This window comes from Duganella flavida (assembly GCF_009857445.1).
Taxonomy (GTDB): domain Bacteria; phylum Pseudomonadota; class Gammaproteobacteria; order Burkholderiales; family Burkholderiaceae_D; genus Rugamonas; species Rugamonas flavida.
Genome location: NZ_WWCN01000002.1, coordinates 344,001 through 360,588, shown reverse-complemented (window position 1 = coordinate 360,588; position 16,588 = coordinate 344,001). Strand labels below are relative to the sequence as shown.

Here is a 16,588-nt window from a genome sequence, read left to right as displayed (position 1 = left end):
AAACTCCTTAGCGCGCCGACGTTGCTTTGAACGCCGGGCGATTGATATAGCGGCCAGCGCCCTCCACTGCCATCAGCACGCCGCGATGGAACACGACGTTACCGGCAGACAGGGTGGTGCTCGGGATGCCACGCACGGTACGGCCTTCAAATACATTGAAGCCGCCTTTTGCAAACTGCGTCAGTGCGGAGATGGTGCGCGTGCCTTCGGGATCCCACACCACCACGTCCGCATCCGCTCCTGGCGCAATCACGCCCTTGCGCGGATAGATGTTGAAGATTTGTGCCGCATTGGTGGACGTCACCTTGACGAACTCCGATGGCGTCAGCAAACCGGAATTCACGCCCTCGTCCCAGATCACCGACATGCGGTCTTCCACGCCGCCGCAGCCGTTCGGGATCTTGGTGAAGTCGTCCTTGCCGGCCGCCTTCTGCTCGGCGCAGAAGGTGCAGTGGTCGGTGGCGGTGGTGTGCAGGTTCCCGCCTTGCAGCCCTTGCCACAAGGCCTTCTGATGATGCTTGCTGCGGAACGGAGGGCTCATCACGTGGCCTGCTGCGAATTCCAGGTCGTCACTCTGATACACGCTGTCGTCCACGATCAGGTGGCCGGCCAGCGCTTCACCATACACGCGCTGCCCGTGCGCACGGGCGCGCGTGATGGCTTCCAGCGACTCCTCGCACGAGACGTGCACGATGTACACCGGCGTATGCAACACGTTGGCGATGGCGATGGCACGGTTGGCTGCTTCCGCCTCCACTTCCGGTGGCCGCGATAGCGGATGCGAACTTGGCCCGGTCAGGCCGCGCTTGAGCAGGTCCTGCTGCAGCTGATAAACCAGTTCGCCGTTCTCCGCGTGCACGGTCGGCATCGCACCCAGGTCCAGGCAGCGGCGGAAGCTCTTCACCAGCGTTTCGTCATCCGCCATGATGGCATTCTTGTACGCCATGAAGTGCTTGAAGCTATTGACGCCGTGGTCTTTCACGAGGATGCCCATATCGCGGTGCACGGTGTCGTCCCACCACGTAATCGCCACGTGGAAGGTGTAGTCGCTGGCCGACTTCTTGGCCCACTCGCGCCACTGGTGATAGGCCTCGATCAGGTTCTGCTTCGGCGCTGGAATCACAAAGTCGATGATGGTGGTGGTGCCACCGGCCAGGCCTGCGGCGGTGCCGGTGTAGAAATCATCCTGCGTCACCGTGCCCATGAACGGGAGGTTCATGTGCGTGTGCGGATCGATCCCGCCCGGCATCACGTACTGGCCACCGGCGTCGATCACCTTGGCGCCGGCCGGTACGTCCAGGCTCTCGCCAACTGCGATGATCTTGTCGCCGTCGCATAGCACGTCGGCACGGAAAGCGCGATCGGCATTGACTACGGTGCCGCCACGGATGATTGTTTTCATAAGCGTCTCCTTACGGGTGAGCCGGCGCGCGCACTGCGGGCACGGTCTTCCCTTTCATCATAAGCCCATACACGGCAGCCGAAATGGCAATGCCGACGAACCATGCATAGGTATAAATCGTTTTAAACGTTTCCGACACATCCGGGAAGGAGGCCGGGAAAGCGGCATTCAGGAAGCCAGGGATATTCGGCACCACGCCGATGATAAACGCCACCAACGCCGCCGTATTCCAACCGTTCCCGTACGAATACTGGCCGTTTTCGCGATACAGTTCAGTGACGTTCAACTCCGTCTTGCGCACGAAGTAGTAATCGACAATCAGCACACCGGCGATAGGACCGAGCAGCGCCGAGTAGCCGATCAGCCATGTGAAGACGTAGCCCTGGGTCGATTCCAGTATCTTCCAGGGCATCATCAGGATGGCGATGCCTGCGGTGATGTAGCCACCGGTTTTGTAGCTGATGGTTTTCGGCGCCAGCGCCGAGAAGTCGTAGGCCGGGCCGACCAGGTTGGCGGCGAGGTTGACGGACACCGTATCGATCAGCAGAATCAGCAAGGCCACCAGCACGGCGGCGCCAGTCATGCGGCTCGACAGCTCAACCGGATCCCAGATCGCCTTGCCATACAAAACCACCGTGGCCGAGGTCACGATCACCGCCAGTGCGGCCAGCAACCCCATAGGCACCGGCAGGCCGACAGTCTGGCCGATCACCTGGTCGCGCTGCGTTTTAGCGAAGCGGGTAAAATCGGGAATGTTCAGCGCCAGCGTAGCCCAGAAACCTACCATCGCCGTCAACGAAGGCCAGAAGGTAGACCAGAACTGCCCGGCCTTCTTGCCGCCTTCCACAAATTGCGACGGTGCGGACAGCAGCTCACCAAAACCGCCAGCCTTGCTGTGCACCCAGGCCAGCAAAACGAAGCAGATCACAATCTTCAGCGGCGCGGTGTAGGTCTCCAGTTTGCGGATCGCATCCATGCCGTGCACGATGTAGTAGAACTGGATGGCCCAGAACGCGAGGAAGCAAAGCAACTGGCCGCCGTTGATGCCGAGACCCGCGATCTTGTCGCCACCGATATCGCCGCCCGCCATCACGCCCAGCAGCGTGTAGATCATCGAGCCGCCGAACCAAGTCTGGATACCATACCATCCGCAAGCGACGATGGCGCGCATCAGCGCCGGCAGACGCGCACCGGCGGTGCCGAACGAAGCACGCGCCAGCACCGCATACGGAATGCCGTACTTGGTGCCTGCGTGGCCGATCAACAGCATCGGCAGCAGCACGATGGCGTTAGCAAGAAACACCGTCAACACGGCCTGGTAACCGGACATCCCACCCTCGATCAAACTGGCCGACAACGTGTAGGCCGGTATGCACATCACCATGCCAACCCACAGCGCGGAAAAGTGATACCAACGCCATGTGCGCTGTGCCGCCGTTGTCGGCGCGAGGTCTTCGTTCCAGAGTTGCGTGCTGCCAGATGATTCTGTGCTCAAGGCGTTCTCCAAAAAGGTTATATGTACCTTTAACGCTGCAAGTTCCGTACCTAAGCTGCTTCAACCACCTTGACATTTTCCGCGCGCGGATTGCGCGGGTCCTGCGTCCAGTTCATGTATGGTTTGCCGGTATCCTGCGGCACCATCGTGATGCAGCCCTGCACCGGACAGGTGATCTCGCACAGATTACACCCAACGCATTCTTCTTTGTTGACTTCATACGTACGCACGCCGCTGGCCGCGTCGATCAGCTGGTTGATCGACTGGTGCGACGTATCTTCGCACGCCACGTAGCAACGGCCGCACTTGATGCAGTCGTCCTGGTTGATCTGCGCGATGACCTGATAATTCATGTTCAGGTATTTCCAGTCGGTGGTGTTAGGCACCGCCTTGCCGGAGAAGTCGCTGATGTTCTTGTAGCCCTTCTCGTCCATCCAGCGCGACAGCCCATCCTTCATCTCTTCAACGATGCGGAAGCCGTGCAGCATGGCGGCTGTGCAGACCTGCACGCAGCCAGCACCGAGCGCCATGAACTCCGCCGCGTCACGCCAGTTGCCAATGCCGCCGATGCCGGAAATCGGCAGGCCCGCCGTCTGCGGATCGCGCGCAATCTCGGCCACCATATTGAGTGCAATCGGCTTCACGGCAGAACCGCAATAGCCGCCGTGCGTGCTGGCGCCGCCGACGATCGGGAAGGCCACCATCTGGTCTAGATCCAAATGCGTAATCGAGTTGATGGTGTTGATCAGCGAAACCGCATCCGCGCCGCCAGCTTTCGCTGCACGCGCCGGTGCACGCACGTCGGTGATGTTCGGTGTGAGCTTGACGATGACCGGCAGCTTGGTATTCTGCTTGCACCAGCGCGTGACCATTTCCACGTACTCCGGCACCTGCCCCACTGCCGCGCCCATGCCGCGCTCCGGCATGCCGTGCGGGCAGCCGAAATTCAGTTCAATGCCATCTGCGCCGGTAGCTTCCACCAGCGGCATGATGTCGGCCCACAGTTTTTCTTCGCACGGCAGCATCAGCGACACGATGATGACGCGATCCGGCCAGTCCTTCTTCACCTGCGTAATCTCTTGCAGGTTGATTTCCAGCGAACGGTCGGTAATCAGCTCGATGTTATTGAAGCCGAGGACTTCGCGGTTCTTGCCGTAATGCGCCGAGTAGCGCGACGACACGTTGACGGCAGCAGGATCTTCGCCCAGCGTTTTCCACACCACACCGCCCCATCCCGCTTCAAATGCGCGCACCACGTTATAGGCCTTGTCCGTCGGCGGCGCGGAGGCCAGCCAGAATGGATTGATGGACTTGATACCGCAAAATTCTATGCTCAGGTCAGCCATGATTCAGGCTCCTTCAAACGTTGATATCGGCATGGATGGCGTGTGCCGCCAGCTTGCCATGTTGGACCGCTTGCACGGTCAGATCCTGTCCAGGCGCCACACAGTCGCCGCCGGCGTAGATGCGCGGCAGGACTGTGCGGAACTGATCGTCGACGTGGATTTTGTCACCGTCGCGTTTCAGCGTTTTCGCCAGCGGATCGCTGATGCTCGTTGCGTCCATGCTTTGGCCGATAGCCTTGAAGATCGCGTCAGCTGCAATTTCAAAGGTCTCACCGGTGCCGGACAGGCGGCCGTTCACCACCGCCGTTTTTTCAAAACGCATGCCGCGCACACGGCCCGTCTCATCCAGCAACACTTGCTGCGGCTGCGCCCAGGTACGCATGCGGACTTGGTTTTCTTTTGCGATGTGCTGTTCGTGTTCGGTGGCGCTCATGGCTTCGAAGCCACGGCGATAGACCAGCGTCACTTCGTCCGCGCCGAGGCGCTGAATTTGCACCGCCATATCGATAGCTGTGTTACCAGCGCCGATGACGATGGCGCGCGATGGCACCGGCAGCTTGCTCAAATCGTCCGACTGGCGCAGTGCGGCGATGTAGTCGACGGCGGCCAGCAGGCCCGGAGCATCTTCGCCGGTCAGGCCCATTTGCTTGCTGGCGCCGAGGCCAAGGCCGAGGAACACTGCGTCATATTGCGCGTGCAAATCCTTGAGCTGCACATTGCCACCCAATGTCTGCCCATGCTTGATGGTGATGCCGCCGATTTGTAGCAGGAAGTCCACTTCCTTCTGCGCGAAGTTATCGGTTAATTTGTACTTGGCGATGCCGTATTCATTGAGGCCGCCGGATTTTTCTTTGGCTTCGTAGATCACCACGTCGTTGCCCAGCATGGCCAGGCGGTGCGCGCACGACAGGCCTGCGGGGCCTGCGCCTACCACGGCGATTTTCTTGCCAGTGGATGCGGCACGCTGGAACGGATGCTCTTCGAACTTCATGTTGTCGATGGCGTAGCGCTGCAGCAGGCCGATTTTCACCGGCTGGCCTTCCGCATCGTGATTGCGCACGCAGGCGTCCTCACACAGGATTTCGGTCGGACAGACGCGCGCGCAGCTGCCTCCAAGGATGTTCTGTTTCAGGATGCCGGCTGCGGCGCCATTGATATTCTCATCGTGGATATTACGGATAAAACTCGCCACATCGATGTCCGATGGGCAGATGCGCGTGCACGGCGCATCGTAGCAATACAGGCAGCGCGAGCTTTCAATGGCAGCCTGCCTCGCATTCAACGCAGGCGCAAGGTCAGTGAAGTGTTTCGCCAGTGATTCATTGGCTTCCTTCGATTTCGGCAGGTAGCTAAGCGATTCGAGAATCATGATAGTTCCAGGTTATTTATTTCATCTGAGGGAATGCAAATTCTGCGCCAGCGCTGGCGGTATTCGGCCAGCGCTGCATCACTGCTTTGTGGCGCGTGTAGAAACGCACACCTTCCGGACCATATGCGTGGTGGTCGCCGAACAGGCTGCGCTTCCACCCACCAAAACTGTTGAACGCCATCGGCACCGGCAACGGCACATTCACACCTACCATACCGACTTGAATTTGCCGCACAAATTCGCGCGCCACGCCGCCGTCGCGCGTGTAGATCGCTACGCCGTTGCCGTACTCATTGCGGTTGATCAGTTCCACCGCGCTGCCCACATCAGGAGAGCGCAGCATGCATAGCACCGGTCCGAAAATCTCTTCCTTGTAGATCGTCATATCCGGCGTGACGTGATCGAACAAAGTGCCGCCTACAAAGAAGCCGTTCTCGCGTCCAGGCACTTTGAGATTGCGTCCATCGACCACCAGTTTCGCGCCTTGCTCAACACCTTCGCCTATCAAGCGCTCTATGCGCTGCTTGGCTGCGTTGGTAACGACAGGCCCCATTTCGGCATCGCCTGCCATACCGTCGCGCACTTTCAGTGCAGCGGTGCGCTTTGCCAGTGCATCGACAATCTTGTCGCCGGCATCGCCAACTGCGACGACCACAGAGATGGCCATGCAGCGCTCGCCGGCCGAGCCAAATGCTGCGCCCATCAGCGCATCCACCGTCATCTCCATATCTGCATCCGGCATGACGACCATATGATTTTTCGCTCCACCCAATGCCTGCACGCGCTTGCCCGCTGCACTGCCACGCGAGTAGATGTATTCAGCAATCGGCGTCGATCCGACGAAGCTAATGGCTTGCACCACTGGATGGTCGAGCAGCGCATCAACCGTAACCTTATCGCCTTGCACGACATTGAAGACGCCATCCGGCAGGCCAGCTTCTTTCAACAAACGTGCATGCAGCAGCGACGGCGACGGATCGCGTTCCGAAGGCTTCAAAATAAAAGTATTCCCGCATGCGATGGCAATCGGGAACATCCACATTGGCACCATCACCGGGAAGTTGAACGGCGTGATGCCGGCCACCACGCCCAGCGATTGGCGCATCGACCACGCATCGATGCCGCGTGAGATCTGGTCGGTGAATTCGCCCTTCAGCATTTGCGGTATGCCGACCGCAAATTCCACCATCTCGATACCGCGCGCCACTTCGCCTTGCGCATCGGCGAAAGTCTTACCATGCTCGCGCGTGATGAGCGCCGCAAATTCGTCGGTGTGCTGCTGGCACAGTTGCAGGTACTTGAACAGCACGCGTGCGCGCGTCAGCGGCGGCGTGGCGGACCACGAAGGGAATGCTTGTTCAGCGGCGCGCACGGCGGCGTCAACTTCTTCCGCCGTGCCCAGCGCCACTTTGGCTACCGGTTCACCCAATGCTGGATTGAACACGTCTGCATGGCGGCCGCTTTGCGTATCGACGGTAACGCCGTTGATGAAATGGGTGATGGTATCCATAATGCTCTTTCAAAAAACGTTCAGCCCAACAGGCTGTCCGCGTCTACATAGGTATAGCCAAGACCATGCGCCACTGCTTCGTAAGTGACGTGCCCCTGGCAGACATTCAAACCGTTCTTCAAATGCGGGTTGGCTTTCAGCGCTTTCTGCCAGCCCTTGTCAGCCAGCGCGACTGCGTGGCCTATCGTTGCGTTGTTCAATGCGAAGGTCGAGGTGCGCGCCACTGCGCCCGGCATATTCGCCACGCAGTAGTGCACTACGCCATCCACCACATAGGTCGGCTGCTCGTGCGTGGTGGCGTGCGATGTTTCAAAGCAGCCGCCTTGATCGATCGCCACGTCCACCACCACCGCGCCTTGCTTCATGCGCGCGATCATGGCCTTGGTCACCAGCTTGGGCGCCGCTGCTCCCGGCACCAACACGCCGCCGATCACCAGGTCCGCATCCAGCACCGCTTCCTCGATCGAGTGCGCGTTGGAGAACATGGTGGAGATGCGGTTGCCGTACACGAGGTCCAACTGGCGCAGGCGGTCGATGTTCTTATCCAAAATCGTCACGCGCGCGCCGATGCCAACTGCCATCTGCAAGGCATTGGTTCCGACCACGCCGGCGCCGATAATCGCGATATGACCTGGCGCCACGCCCGGCACGCCGCCCAGCAGCAAACCCATGCCGCCCTTGGATTTTTCAAGGTGCGCAGCGCCAGCCTGGATCGACATGCGCCCCGCCACCTCGCTCATCGGCGCCAGCAGCGGCAAGCCGCCGTTTGCCCCGGTGATGGTTTCGTACGCGAGGCAAACCGCACCGGATTTGACCAAAGCGCGGGTCTGCTCCGGGTCCGGCGCAAGATGCAAATAGGTGTACAGGATCTGCCCTTGGCGCAGCATCGCGCATTCCTGCGGCTGCGGTTCTTTCACCTTCACGATCATCTCGGCGCGGGCGAAAATCTCGGCCGCCTCGGCGACGATGCTGGCGCCGGATGCTTCATACATCGCATCCGAAAGGCCGATGGCCGCGCCAGCGTTTTGTTGTACCAGTACTTGATGACCACGCAAAACGAGTTCCTTGACACTGGCCGGGGTAAGGCCAACACGGGACTCCTGGTTCTTAATCTCTTTTGGGACGCCGACCAGCATGGTTGTCTCCTTCAGTTTAGGTTTTTAAGTACTTCCCTCAGCTTTCCAAACAATTCATCGATGTGCTTTTTCTCCAGCACCAGCGGTGGCGACAGCGCGATGATATCGCCCGTCACGCGGATCAAGATGCCGTCTTCAAATGCCTGCTTGAAGGCGGCGAAGGCACGTGCACCGGGCTTGCCTGCAATCGGCGCCAGCTCGATACCGGCGATCAGACCAATGGTGCGGATGTCGATCACGTGCGGCAGGCCTTTCAGCGAATGCACCGCATCGGCCCAGTACTCGGCCATACCAGCTGCGTGTTCGAGGATCTTCTGTTCCTTGAATACTTCCAGCGTGGCCAGCGAAGCGGCGCAAGCAACCGGGTGGCCCGAGTAGGTGTAGCCGTGGAACAGTTCAATGCCGGCCGGTGCATCCATGAAGGCGTCGTGGATATGCTTTTTGCTGAACACCGCGCCCATTGGAATGGTGCCGTTGGTGAGACCTTTTGCAGTGGTCATCATGTCCGGCTCAACGTCGAAGTAGTCGCCGGCGAACGGCGTGGTCAAACGGCCGAAGCCCGTAATCACTTCGTCGAAGATCAGCAGGATGCCGTGCTTGGTGCACAGTTCGCGCAGGCGCTTGAGATAACCCTTCGGCGGAATCAGCACGCCGGTGGAACCAGCCACCGGCTCAACGATCACCGCCGCGATGGTTGATGCGTCGTGCAGTGCGACGATGCGCTCCAGTTCATCGGCCAGGTTGGCGCCGTGTTCCGGCTCGCCGCGTGTGTAGGCGTTCTTATCGAGATTATGGGTGTGCGGCAGGTGATCGACGCCCGGCAGCATCACGCCATACGGCTTGCGGTTGCCGGCAATGCCACCCACCGAGATGCCGCCGAAGCCAACACCGTGGTAGCCGCGCTCACGCCCGATCAGGCGCGTGCGGCTCGCTTCACCGCGCGCCTTGTGATACGCCAGCGCCATCTTCAACGCGGTATCCACCGCTTCAGAACCGGAGTTGGTGTAGAACACATGGCCGTAGCGGTGGTTGGTGTACTCCATCAGCTTTTCGGCGAGATCGAACGCGGCCGGGTGGCCCATCTGGAAGGTCGGTGCGAAATCGAGCTGGCCGACCATCTCGCGCACGGCGGCGACAATCTTCGGTTGCGCGTGGCCGCAAGGCACACACCACAAGCCCGCCGCGCCATCCAGGATGCTGCGGCCGTCGACGTCCTTGTAGTACATACCTTCCGCCGATACCAGTAGACGTGGGTTCTGCTTGAAATCGCGGTTGTTCGTGAACGGCATCCAGAAGGACGCCATCGATTCGGGGCGAGACTCGTTCATGCACATCTCCTATGAAACAACTGCTTTCGGATTTTTTTGACAGACCGTAAAAAAATTTACCAGTTGGCAAAATGATGATGCAATAATAGACAGCAGGACAACTATGGCACAGATACACATTTCATCAAACTGTCCAACCGTACTGGCAACAAAAACACTACAGTTTTGGAGTTGAGGATGGAAGAAGGAAGTTGGCCCTGCGTCGCTATTGAGCGCAGGCAGAAAGGTAGCCTGGTCGAGCAGATCGTTGCGGCGATCAGCAGCATGGTCGCGCGCCGTGAGTTGCGTGTTGGCACCAAGATGCCTTCTGTACGGCAGTTTGCAAAGTGTAATGGTGTCAGTACCTTTACAGTTGTGGAGTCCTACGACCGGCTGGTAACGCTTGGACTGCTATCCTCGCGCCGAGGTTCCGGCTATTTTGTGGCGCGGCAGGATTTGCCGGCCACGCTGCTGCCGGCCGCGATGCAGGCTACGCCGCACGCCATCGATGCGCTCACGCCCGAGCTGTATTCCGGCGTGTCCGAAGCGCTGCCGGTGGGCGCGGGCTGGCTGCCACCCGAGTGGTATGGCGAGGACACCATTCTCGACGCCGTGCGGCAGGCCATGCGTATCCCGGCCAACCGTCTGCGCGGCTACGGCCATCCGCTCGGCTTCCCGACTTTGCGCCAGCAGATGGCGGCGACACTCAGCGACGAGCTATTCCCGGTGGAGGCGGAGCAAATCCTGCTCACGCACGGCGCCACCCATGCCTTCGATCTGGTGCTGCGCACACTCACCAAGCCGGGCGACACGGTGTTCGTGGAAGATCCCGGCTACAGCAACCTGCTGTCGCTGATACGCCACCACGGCTGCGTCGCGGTCGGCATTCCACGCGGTGAAAACGGACTCGATCTGGACCTGCTGGCGCAGCAGGCGGCGCAAGCGCAGCCAAAACTCATGTTCGTCAACACGGTGCTGCAAAATCCGCTCGGCACCTCGCTCAGCGCGGCGCAGGCGCACCGCTTGCTCGCCTTGGCCGAGCAGTTCGATTTCTGGCTGGTGGAGGACGATATCTATCGCGAGCTGGCGCCGCGCGGCGAAGCCTCGCTGGCGGCAATGGACGGACTGCGACGCGTGATCCGCGTCGGCAGCTTTTCCAAGACACTGTCGCCGGTGCTGCGCGTGGGTTCGATCTGCGCCTCTGCCTCACTGATCCCTGAGCTGCTGCGCGTGAAAATGCTGGCCGGCCTCACCACTTCCGAAATCAACGAGCGCGCCGTCTACCACGCCATCACCGCCCGCCCCTACAAGCGCATGGTGGACAAGCTGGTGACGCAGCTGGACGCCGCCCGCGAACGCGCCGCTACCAGCTTGCGCGACGCTGAGATGGAGCTGCTGGCGCGGCCGCGCGGCGGCATGTTCGTCAGTGCCGGCTGGCGCGATGCGCCCACTGCCGAATGGAATGGCAAGACCATCGCCGACTTAGCGCTCAAGCACGGCATCCTGCTATCACCGTGCGACTTCTTCATGCTGCGCGCGCCGGAATCGATCTGGTTCCGTTTCAACGTGGCTTACGCAGACCACCCACAACTGCTGAATTTCCTGGGACGCCTATGCCGACCGTAAAAATCAATCGCCGTCTGCTCAACCGCGACAAGCTGGAAGCCGAGATCACCGCCGAAGCCGTGCGCGTGTTTGCCGAATGCGGCTACGAGGGCACTTCCATCGCCACCGTGGCGGAAAATGCCGGCCTATCGAAACAGAACCTGATGTACTACTTCCCCACCAAGCAAGCCCTGTATCAGCGCGTGCTGGACGAAGTACTGGACGACTGGCTGGCACGCATGGAAAGCCTGGCGGCGGCCGACCAGGATCCGCGCGAAGTGCTGCGTACCTACGTGCAAGCCAAGCTGAAATTCTCGCGCGAGAATCCGTGGGCCTCGCGCGTGTATGCGATGGAAGTGATCAGCGGTGCGCCGCTGTACGGCGGCCAGATCCAGAGCCGCGTGGTGCCGCTGGTGCGCAAGGATATCGAGGTGTTTGAGCAGTGGATCGCTGCGGGGAAGATTGCGCCGGTCAATGCGACGCATTTGCTGTTTGCGATCTGGGCGATGACGCAGTCCTATGCGGACTTCTCGGCCCAAATGGCGCTGGTCCTGAACCGCAAACAGCTGACCAAAAAAGACTTCGACGATGCCGAGAAGGTCATCGTCGATATGGTACTGGCAGCGATCAGCGTGCCGCCGTTGCCTTCTGGCGGCGACGCGCCGTAAAGCCGATCATGCCCAGGCCGGCCAGAAGCATGGCATAGGTTTCCGGTTCCGGCACAGCCGAGACGTAGCCATTCACGTTGATGCCTTTGAAGTAGTTGCTGGCGTTGATCTGCACTTGCGAGGACCACGCGTTGACCACTACGTTGCCGTTGATGACGCCCTGGCCGCCGCTCACTACAGCCTTAGGTGCGAGGACGCTGACGTTGGCGCCGGTGTTGAAGGCGAGCGAAGTCGCATCGCTGAAGTTGAACAGCACGTTGTAACCATCAAACGCCTGGTAGCCGCCCTGGAATAGCGCCGAGCTACCGGCCACGTTGACGATCAGGGTCGCGCCCTTGGACATGCCCGAGATATCGAAGTAGGTGCTGTTTTTCAGCGAGCTGGCATTGATGTCGATGATCTCAACCGACTTTTTGCTACCGGTGATGTAGACGCCGCCCCATTTTTCGACCGCAGTGCTGGTGGTGGCAAGTTTGGACAGCGATTGCGAAGTCTGGCTCAGTGACGCTTCGGTCTTGGCAAAGTTTACCGGCGATTTTCCGCCCTGTACCGGCGTGGCAGTGGTGGCATTGGTGATTTTGCTGGTGCCGCCGACATAGGTGTCGCCGTTCAGGATGTCGCCACCCTTGAAGGTCAGGTTGCCACCCGCGATCAGCGCGTAGTGGCCGTAGGCATCTTTGTTTTTCAGGTTGACGGTGTAAGAGCTGACCGAAACGTTGCCGGCGGCAACGATGGAGCCTTCCACGTCCGCGCTCGGGGCGCTGAAATTGGTGTACGAGAACACATTGGCGCCGCCCATCAGCGAGCTCAGGTCGAGCACACCAGCCTGCGCGGAACCCAGCGAAGCGAGAGTCAAAGCAACAGCAGTTACAGCGGTTTTGATGCTAGCAGCCATGTGATTTCCCCGTGAGCAATTTAACTTACCCACAGGATATCACAATTAAAACTTTCTTTTATTTATTTTACGTGTTTTTCACGGGCGCTAATTACGCCCAACAGGCCCAGGCCGGCCAACAGCATGGCGTAAGTACCCGGCTCCGGTACCGCCGGGATGTTGCCGGTGTAGGCTTTCAGGTGGATTTCCGCATGCTGGTCCAGCGAGTTGACGAAGACGCCGCCCTCGATGTTCTGGTTGTTGGTCAACGCTGCCTTGGTCGCGAGGATGGAGCCGCCGAACTGGTTGTTCACGGTCAGACTGGTGGCGTTGTAGAAGTTCCAGATCATCTTAGCGCCGTAGTTAGGCGCTGCACCGCCCAGGAAGTCATCCGCTAGGGTAGCGCTAGTGACGTCGGTGTTGAAGATCACGCTAGTGGCGCCGCCCAGGCCGGAGAACGAGAAACGCTTGACCGCGCTGGAGAACAGCGTGGTATCGATCGCGGTCAGGTCAAACACGGCCACGCCGTCTTTGACCACGGCAGTAAAGTTGGCCTGCTCGCCGACTATGCTGACGGTGCTACCGGTCGAGGCCAGCGATTTCAGCTGGGTCGACAAGCCGCCCAGCACGCTGGCGAAATTGGTCGAACTGGCGGCCAGGCTGTTGGTCTCCTGTACCGAACCCGCGTAAGTAGACGCGGTGATCTTGGTGACGCCTTTATTGCCGCTGCCAGCGGTGCCGGTCACGTAGTAGCTGCCGCTGCCGTTGAAGTTGGTGCTGTCGGTGTTGCCGTAGATGGCGCTGTTGCCATTGTTGATGGTCAGCTTGCTGGTGTTACCGTACACTACAGCGCCGTTGTCGGTCACTTGCGCATCACTAACCGCGTTAGCGCCGGACGCCACGCCTACGCCCATCACGGTCAGGCCGGCGTAGCTGGAAGCCGGCGTGTCGCCCGGGTGCATGTCGAATACCGGGCTGTTATGGCCGGTCAGCGAGCCGCCGATCCAGGTGCGGCCGTCGATGTGCGATTCGCTCTTGGCATTGGTCAGCACCACGGCGTTGAATTGCTTCAGCGTTTGCAGGGCAGTCAGCGGTGCAGGGGCGGTAGCGGCTTGGACGGAACCAGCCAGCATCAGGGCAGTAGTCAGGGCAACAGCGCGCGTCATATCGGTCCTTAAACAATAGTAAATTAGAAATATAATTGTTTTAAGTGTATCACTAGTTTCCAAATTTTATGAATATTTTTTCATCGGTCGAACTAATTACCTCGCGCCTGAAGCTGCGCTTTGTTGAGCCGGAAGATACGGACGCCCTGTTCCGCCTGTTCTCCGATCCGGCGGCGCTGCGCTATTGGAGCAGCACGCCGTGGCTGCACATCGCCCAGGCTACCGACAACATCGAACAGACGCTCAAGGCCTACCGCGACGGCACTGCCCTGCGGCTGGCCATGATCCTGCCGGATGGCGAACTGATCGGCACCGTCACGCTGTACGACTTCGACCGCCGCAACCACCGCTGCCAGGTTGGCTACATGCTGGCACGGCCGCACTGGGGCCAACGCTACATGCAAGAGGCACTGCCGGCGCTGATCGGCTACGGCTTCAGCGCGCTGGAACTGCACCGCATCGAGGCCGATATCCATCCGGCCAACATTGCCTCCGAGCGCATCCTGGAAGGCCTGCATTTCCAGCGCGAAGGCCATTTGCGCGAACGCTGGTTTGTCGGCGGCGAAATTTCGGATAGCATCATCTACGGCCTGCTACGCAAGGATTGGGAAGCCGCCATTCATCCGCCGCGCTGACCGGCCATACCCGCGAAAATGCAGTTGATCGGAATTCGCTGCCTTATCAAGCAGGCGCTTGCTAAAGTGTCTCCATCGCAACACTTATTTAAGGAGATGCCAAATGGATAAAGTCACTGCCCTGTTCGACGAGATTTACCAAGCCTTCATGCGCACGCTGCGCTTTGGCGTTGGGCTGATCGGCCGCATGTCGCCGCAAGCGCTGCTGGGCGCGGCGCTGGTGCTGGCGTTTATTTGCTCGATCCTGCCGTTGGCGCTGGTGCTGTTCACGGTATTCCTGCTGCTCAAGCTGGCAGTGGGCGTGTGCGTGATCGGCAAGCGCCGCCAGCGTGCCACCCCGTACAAGGACGTCGAATGAAAAAGAATCGGCTGGCCCAGGCCGGCTACAACAATGCCAAAAGCCTGCTCGACATCATCCGCGAGATAGGCGAAACCGCAGTCAGCCTGTGGTGGCATTTTTTTGACTGGCTGGCGCAGGTTGAGTGGCGCAAGTTGCTGATTATCTGGTTGCTGCTGTTGATTATGTCGGCCTCGCTGTTTCATATCACCGAGCAGGCCTGGGGCTTTATCCTGCTATCGCTGGCCTTGAAGGTACTGGCCGGCGGCAAGCGCAAGGCCGAGCTGGAGGCGCGCCACGCGTCCAGCCACGCCGACGAGGAAAGCATCGAACGGCGCGTGGTCGAAGCGCGCATGGCGGCCCTGCAAGCGCAGGTCGAGCCGCACTTTTTATTCAATACGCTGGCCTTGATCGGCCAGCTGATCGAGACCGATCCGCCGCAAGCGGCGCGCATCCACCAGAACCTGATCGACTACCTGCGCGCCACGCTGCCGCAGATGCGCGCCAAGGGCGCGGGCACGCTGGGCCGGCAGATTGAAATGTCGCGCGCCTATCTGGCCATCATGCAGGCGCGCATGCGCTCACGGCTGGCGGTGTCGATTGACGTGCCGGACGACATGGCCAGCGCCACCTTCCCAGTGATGATGCTGCAAATCCTGATTGAGAACGCCATCAAGCACGGGCTGGAGCCCAAGATCGAAGGCGGCCGCATCGATATCCGCGCTGCGGTCGATGGGCAGATGCTGCAAGTGGACGTGCTGGATGACGGCGTCGGCTTCAATCCGTTTTCCAGCGATGGCGTTGGCCTCGCCAATGTGCGCGAGCGCTTGCGCATCCAGTACGGCAACCGCGCGCAGCTGGTGATCGAAGCGCCGCTGACCGGCGGCACCCGCGCCAGCATCCGCGTGCCGTACGCGCCTGACATCTTTGCCGGGAGCGCCAAATGAGTCGCCCTACCGCCCTCATTGCCGACGATGAAGAAGGCATGCGCCAGCAACTGCGCAGCCGCTTGCAGGAGGCGTGGCCGGCGCTGGAGATCGTGGCCGAAGCGGCCAACGGTATCGAGGCCGTGGCGCTGGCTGGGCAGTATCAGCCGGACATCGTGTTTTTGGATATCCGCATGCCGGGCCTGTCCGGCATTGAAGCGGCGCGCATGCTGTTCAACCGCTGCCATCTGGTATTCGTCACGGCTTACGACCAGTATGCGATTGAAGCGTTTGAACAAGGTGCGCTGGATTACCTGCTCAAGCCGGTCGGCGGCGAGCGCCTGAAAACCACGTGCACGCGATTGCAATCGCTGATCGGCCAGCAGCCGTCCAATATCGAGCGGCAGCTGAGCCAGTTGCTGACGCATCACGACAAGCCGGCGGCCAAGCAGGAATACCTACGCTGGATACAGGCCGTGGTCGGCACCAACCTGCGCATGATCTCCACGCGCGAAGTGCTGTTCTTCCAGGCTGATGAAAAATACACGCGCGTGCAGACCGAACAATCGGAAGTCCTGATCCGCAAGACCTTGAAGGAGCTGGCGGACGAACTCGATCCGAACGAATTCTGGCGTATCCACCGCTCCACGCTGGTGCGGATAGATGCGATAGCAGAAGTCACGCGCGACTTGCGAGGGCGGCAGATGGTCCGCATCCGCAACCATCCGGAACTGTTGGAAGTAAGCCGCGGCCACGCACATTTATTCCAGCAAATGTAATGGTGTGCGCTGGGCATCGGCGTATACTTGATC

At 60.1% G+C, this 16,588-nt stretch carries 15 protein-coding genes; 6 read left to right on the top strand and 9 right to left on the bottom strand.

Annotation, left to right across the window (positions count from 1 at the left end; genetic code table 11):
• Positions 1-7: 7 nt before the first annotated feature.
• The 7 genes from hydA to aptA are packed head-to-tail and all read right to left on the bottom strand — an operon-like array spanning position 8 to position 9,586.
• Entirely contained in the window at positions 8-1,402 is a 1,395-nt protein-coding gene (gene hydA / locus GTP46_RS03990; RefSeq protein ID WP_161005321.1) for a dihydropyrimidinase, read from the bottom strand.
• Between the two features lie 10 nt (positions 1,403-1,412).
• Positions 1,413-2,897, bottom strand: coding sequence for an NCS1 family nucleobase:cation symporter-1 (locus GTP46_RS03985; RefSeq protein WP_161005320.1), 1,485 nt, complete (start codon positions 2,895-2,897; stop codon positions 1,413-1,415).
• Between the two features lie 50 nt (positions 2,898-2,947).
• Positions 2,948-4,243: an NAD-dependent dihydropyrimidine dehydrogenase subunit PreA gene (gene preA / locus GTP46_RS03980; protein WP_202414119.1), complete on the bottom strand. Its 1,296-nt coding sequence runs from the start codon at positions 4,241-4,243 to the stop codon at positions 2,948-2,950.
• 13 nt (positions 4,244-4,256) lie between these two features.
• The gene (locus GTP46_RS03975) at positions 4,257-5,612 is read right to left on the bottom strand and encodes an NAD(P)-dependent oxidoreductase (protein ID WP_161005319.1); all 1,356 of its coding nucleotides are present in this window, start codon (positions 5,610-5,612) and stop codon (positions 4,257-4,259) included.
• 16 nt (positions 5,613-5,628) lie between these two features.
• Entirely contained in the window at positions 5,629-7,122 is a 1,494-nt protein-coding gene (locus GTP46_RS03970; protein ID WP_161005318.1) for a CoA-acylating methylmalonate-semialdehyde dehydrogenase, read from the bottom strand.
• 20 nt (positions 7,123-7,142) lie between these two features.
• Positions 7,143-8,258 carry an alanine dehydrogenase gene (gene ald / locus GTP46_RS03965; protein WP_161005317.1) on the bottom strand — a complete coding sequence of 372 codons (1,116 nt, stop codon included), beginning with the start codon at positions 8,256-8,258 and terminating at the stop codon, positions 7,143-7,145.
• Between the two features lie 11 nt (positions 8,259-8,269).
• On the bottom strand, positions 8,270-9,586 hold the full coding sequence (gene aptA, locus GTP46_RS03960) for an omega-aminotransferase AptA (RefSeq protein ID WP_161005316.1): 1,317 nt from the start codon (positions 9,584-9,586) through the stop codon (positions 8,270-8,272).
• 177 nt (positions 9,587-9,763) lie between these two features.
• On the opposite strand from aptA, the gene GTP46_RS03955 reads away from it, so the two are divergent.
• Positions 9,764-11,191 (top strand): aminotransferase-like domain-containing protein, encoded by a 1,428-nt coding sequence (locus GTP46_RS03955; RefSeq protein WP_161005315.1) that lies wholly within the window; start codon positions 9,764-9,766, stop codon positions 11,189-11,191.
• On the top strand, positions 11,179-11,838 hold the full coding sequence (locus GTP46_RS03950) for a TetR/AcrR family transcriptional regulator (RefSeq protein ID WP_161005314.1): 660 nt from the start codon (positions 11,179-11,181) through the stop codon (positions 11,836-11,838). Before GTP46_RS03955 ends, GTP46_RS03950 begins: the two co-directional genes overlap by 13 nt.
• On the opposite strand, the gene GTP46_RS03945 is transcribed toward GTP46_RS03950, so the two are convergent.
• Complete coding sequence (locus GTP46_RS03945; RefSeq protein WP_161005313.1) at positions 11,798-12,733, bottom strand: choice-of-anchor A family protein; 936 nt, start codon at positions 12,731-12,733, stop codon at positions 11,798-11,800. The two genes, GTP46_RS03950 and GTP46_RS03945, sit on opposite strands and share 41 nt — an antisense overlap.
• A 62-nt stretch (positions 12,734-12,795) precedes the next feature.
• The gene (locus tag GTP46_RS03940) at positions 12,796-13,878 is read right to left on the bottom strand and encodes a choice-of-anchor A family protein (RefSeq protein WP_202414118.1); all 1,083 of its coding nucleotides are present in this window, start codon (positions 13,876-13,878) and stop codon (positions 12,796-12,798) included.
• A gap of 68 nt (positions 13,879-13,946) precedes the next feature.
• On the opposite strand from GTP46_RS03940, the gene GTP46_RS03935 reads away from it, so the two are divergent.
• From GTP46_RS03935 to GTP46_RS03920, 4 genes are all read left to right on the top strand, one after another.
• Entirely contained in the window at positions 13,947-14,513 is a 567-nt protein-coding gene (locus GTP46_RS03935; RefSeq protein ID WP_161005312.1) for a GNAT family N-acetyltransferase, read from the top strand.
• A gap of 103 nt (positions 14,514-14,616) precedes the next feature.
• Positions 14,617-14,871 carry a hypothetical protein gene (locus tag GTP46_RS03930; RefSeq protein ID WP_161005311.1) on the top strand — a complete coding sequence of 85 codons (255 nt, stop codon included), beginning with the start codon at positions 14,617-14,619 and terminating at the stop codon, positions 14,869-14,871.
• Positions 14,868-15,797: a sensor histidine kinase gene (locus tag GTP46_RS03925; RefSeq protein ID WP_161005310.1), complete on the top strand. Its 930-nt coding sequence runs from the start codon at positions 14,868-14,870 to the stop codon at positions 15,795-15,797. The genes GTP46_RS03930 and GTP46_RS03925 overlap by 4 nt, the downstream gene beginning before the upstream one ends.
• Positions 15,794-16,555: a LytR/AlgR family response regulator transcription factor gene (locus tag GTP46_RS03920; protein WP_161005309.1), complete on the top strand. Its 762-nt coding sequence runs from the start codon at positions 15,794-15,796 to the stop codon at positions 16,553-16,555. The genes GTP46_RS03925 and GTP46_RS03920 overlap by 4 nt, the downstream gene beginning before the upstream one ends.
• Positions 16,556-16,588 lie beyond the last annotated feature (33 nt).

Coding starts and splice junctions, on each gene's coding strand:
- hydA (WP_161005321.1), bottom strand. CDS start 1,402: ATGAAAACAATCATCCGTGGCGGCACCGTAGTCAATGCCGATCGCGCT.
- preA (WP_202414119.1), bottom strand. CDS start 4,243: ATGGCTGACCTGAGCATAGAATTTTGCGGTATCAAGTCCATCAATCCA.
- GTP46_RS03975 (WP_161005319.1), bottom strand. CDS start 5,612: ATGATTCTCGAATCGCTTAGCTACCTGCCGAAATCGAAGGAAGCCAAT.
- GTP46_RS03970 (WP_161005318.1), bottom strand. CDS start 7,122: ATGGATACCATCACCCATTTCATCAACGGCGTTACCGTCGATACGCAA.
- ald (WP_161005317.1), bottom strand. CDS start 8,258: ATGCTGGTCGGCGTCCCAAAAGAGATTAAGAACCAGGAGTCCCGTGTT.
- aptA (WP_161005316.1), bottom strand. CDS start 9,586: ATGAACGAGTCTCGCCCCGAATCGATGGCGTCCTTCTGGATGCCGTTC.
- GTP46_RS03955 (WP_161005315.1), top strand. CDS start 9,764: ATGGAAGAAGGAAGTTGGCCCTGCGTCGCTATTGAGCGCAGGCAGAAA.
- GTP46_RS03950 (WP_161005314.1), top strand. CDS start 11,179: ATGCCGACCGTAAAAATCAATCGCCGTCTGCTCAACCGCGACAAGCTG.
- GTP46_RS03945 (WP_161005313.1), bottom strand. CDS start 12,733: ATGGCTGCTAGCATCAAAACCGCTGTAACTGCTGTTGCTTTGACTCTC.
- GTP46_RS03940 (WP_202414118.1), bottom strand. CDS start 13,878: ATGACGCGCGCTGTTGCCCTGACTACTGCCCTGATGCTGGCTGGTTCC.
- GTP46_RS03935 (WP_161005312.1), top strand. CDS start 13,947: ATGAATATTTTTTCATCGGTCGAACTAATTACCTCGCGCCTGAAGCTG.
- GTP46_RS03930 (WP_161005311.1), top strand. CDS start 14,617: ATGGATAAAGTCACTGCCCTGTTCGACGAGATTTACCAAGCCTTCATG.
- GTP46_RS03925 (WP_161005310.1), top strand. CDS start 14,868: ATGAAAAAGAATCGGCTGGCCCAGGCCGGCTACAACAATGCCAAAAGC.
- GTP46_RS03920 (WP_161005309.1), top strand. CDS start 15,794: ATGAGTCGCCCTACCGCCCTCATTGCCGACGATGAAGAAGGCATGCGC.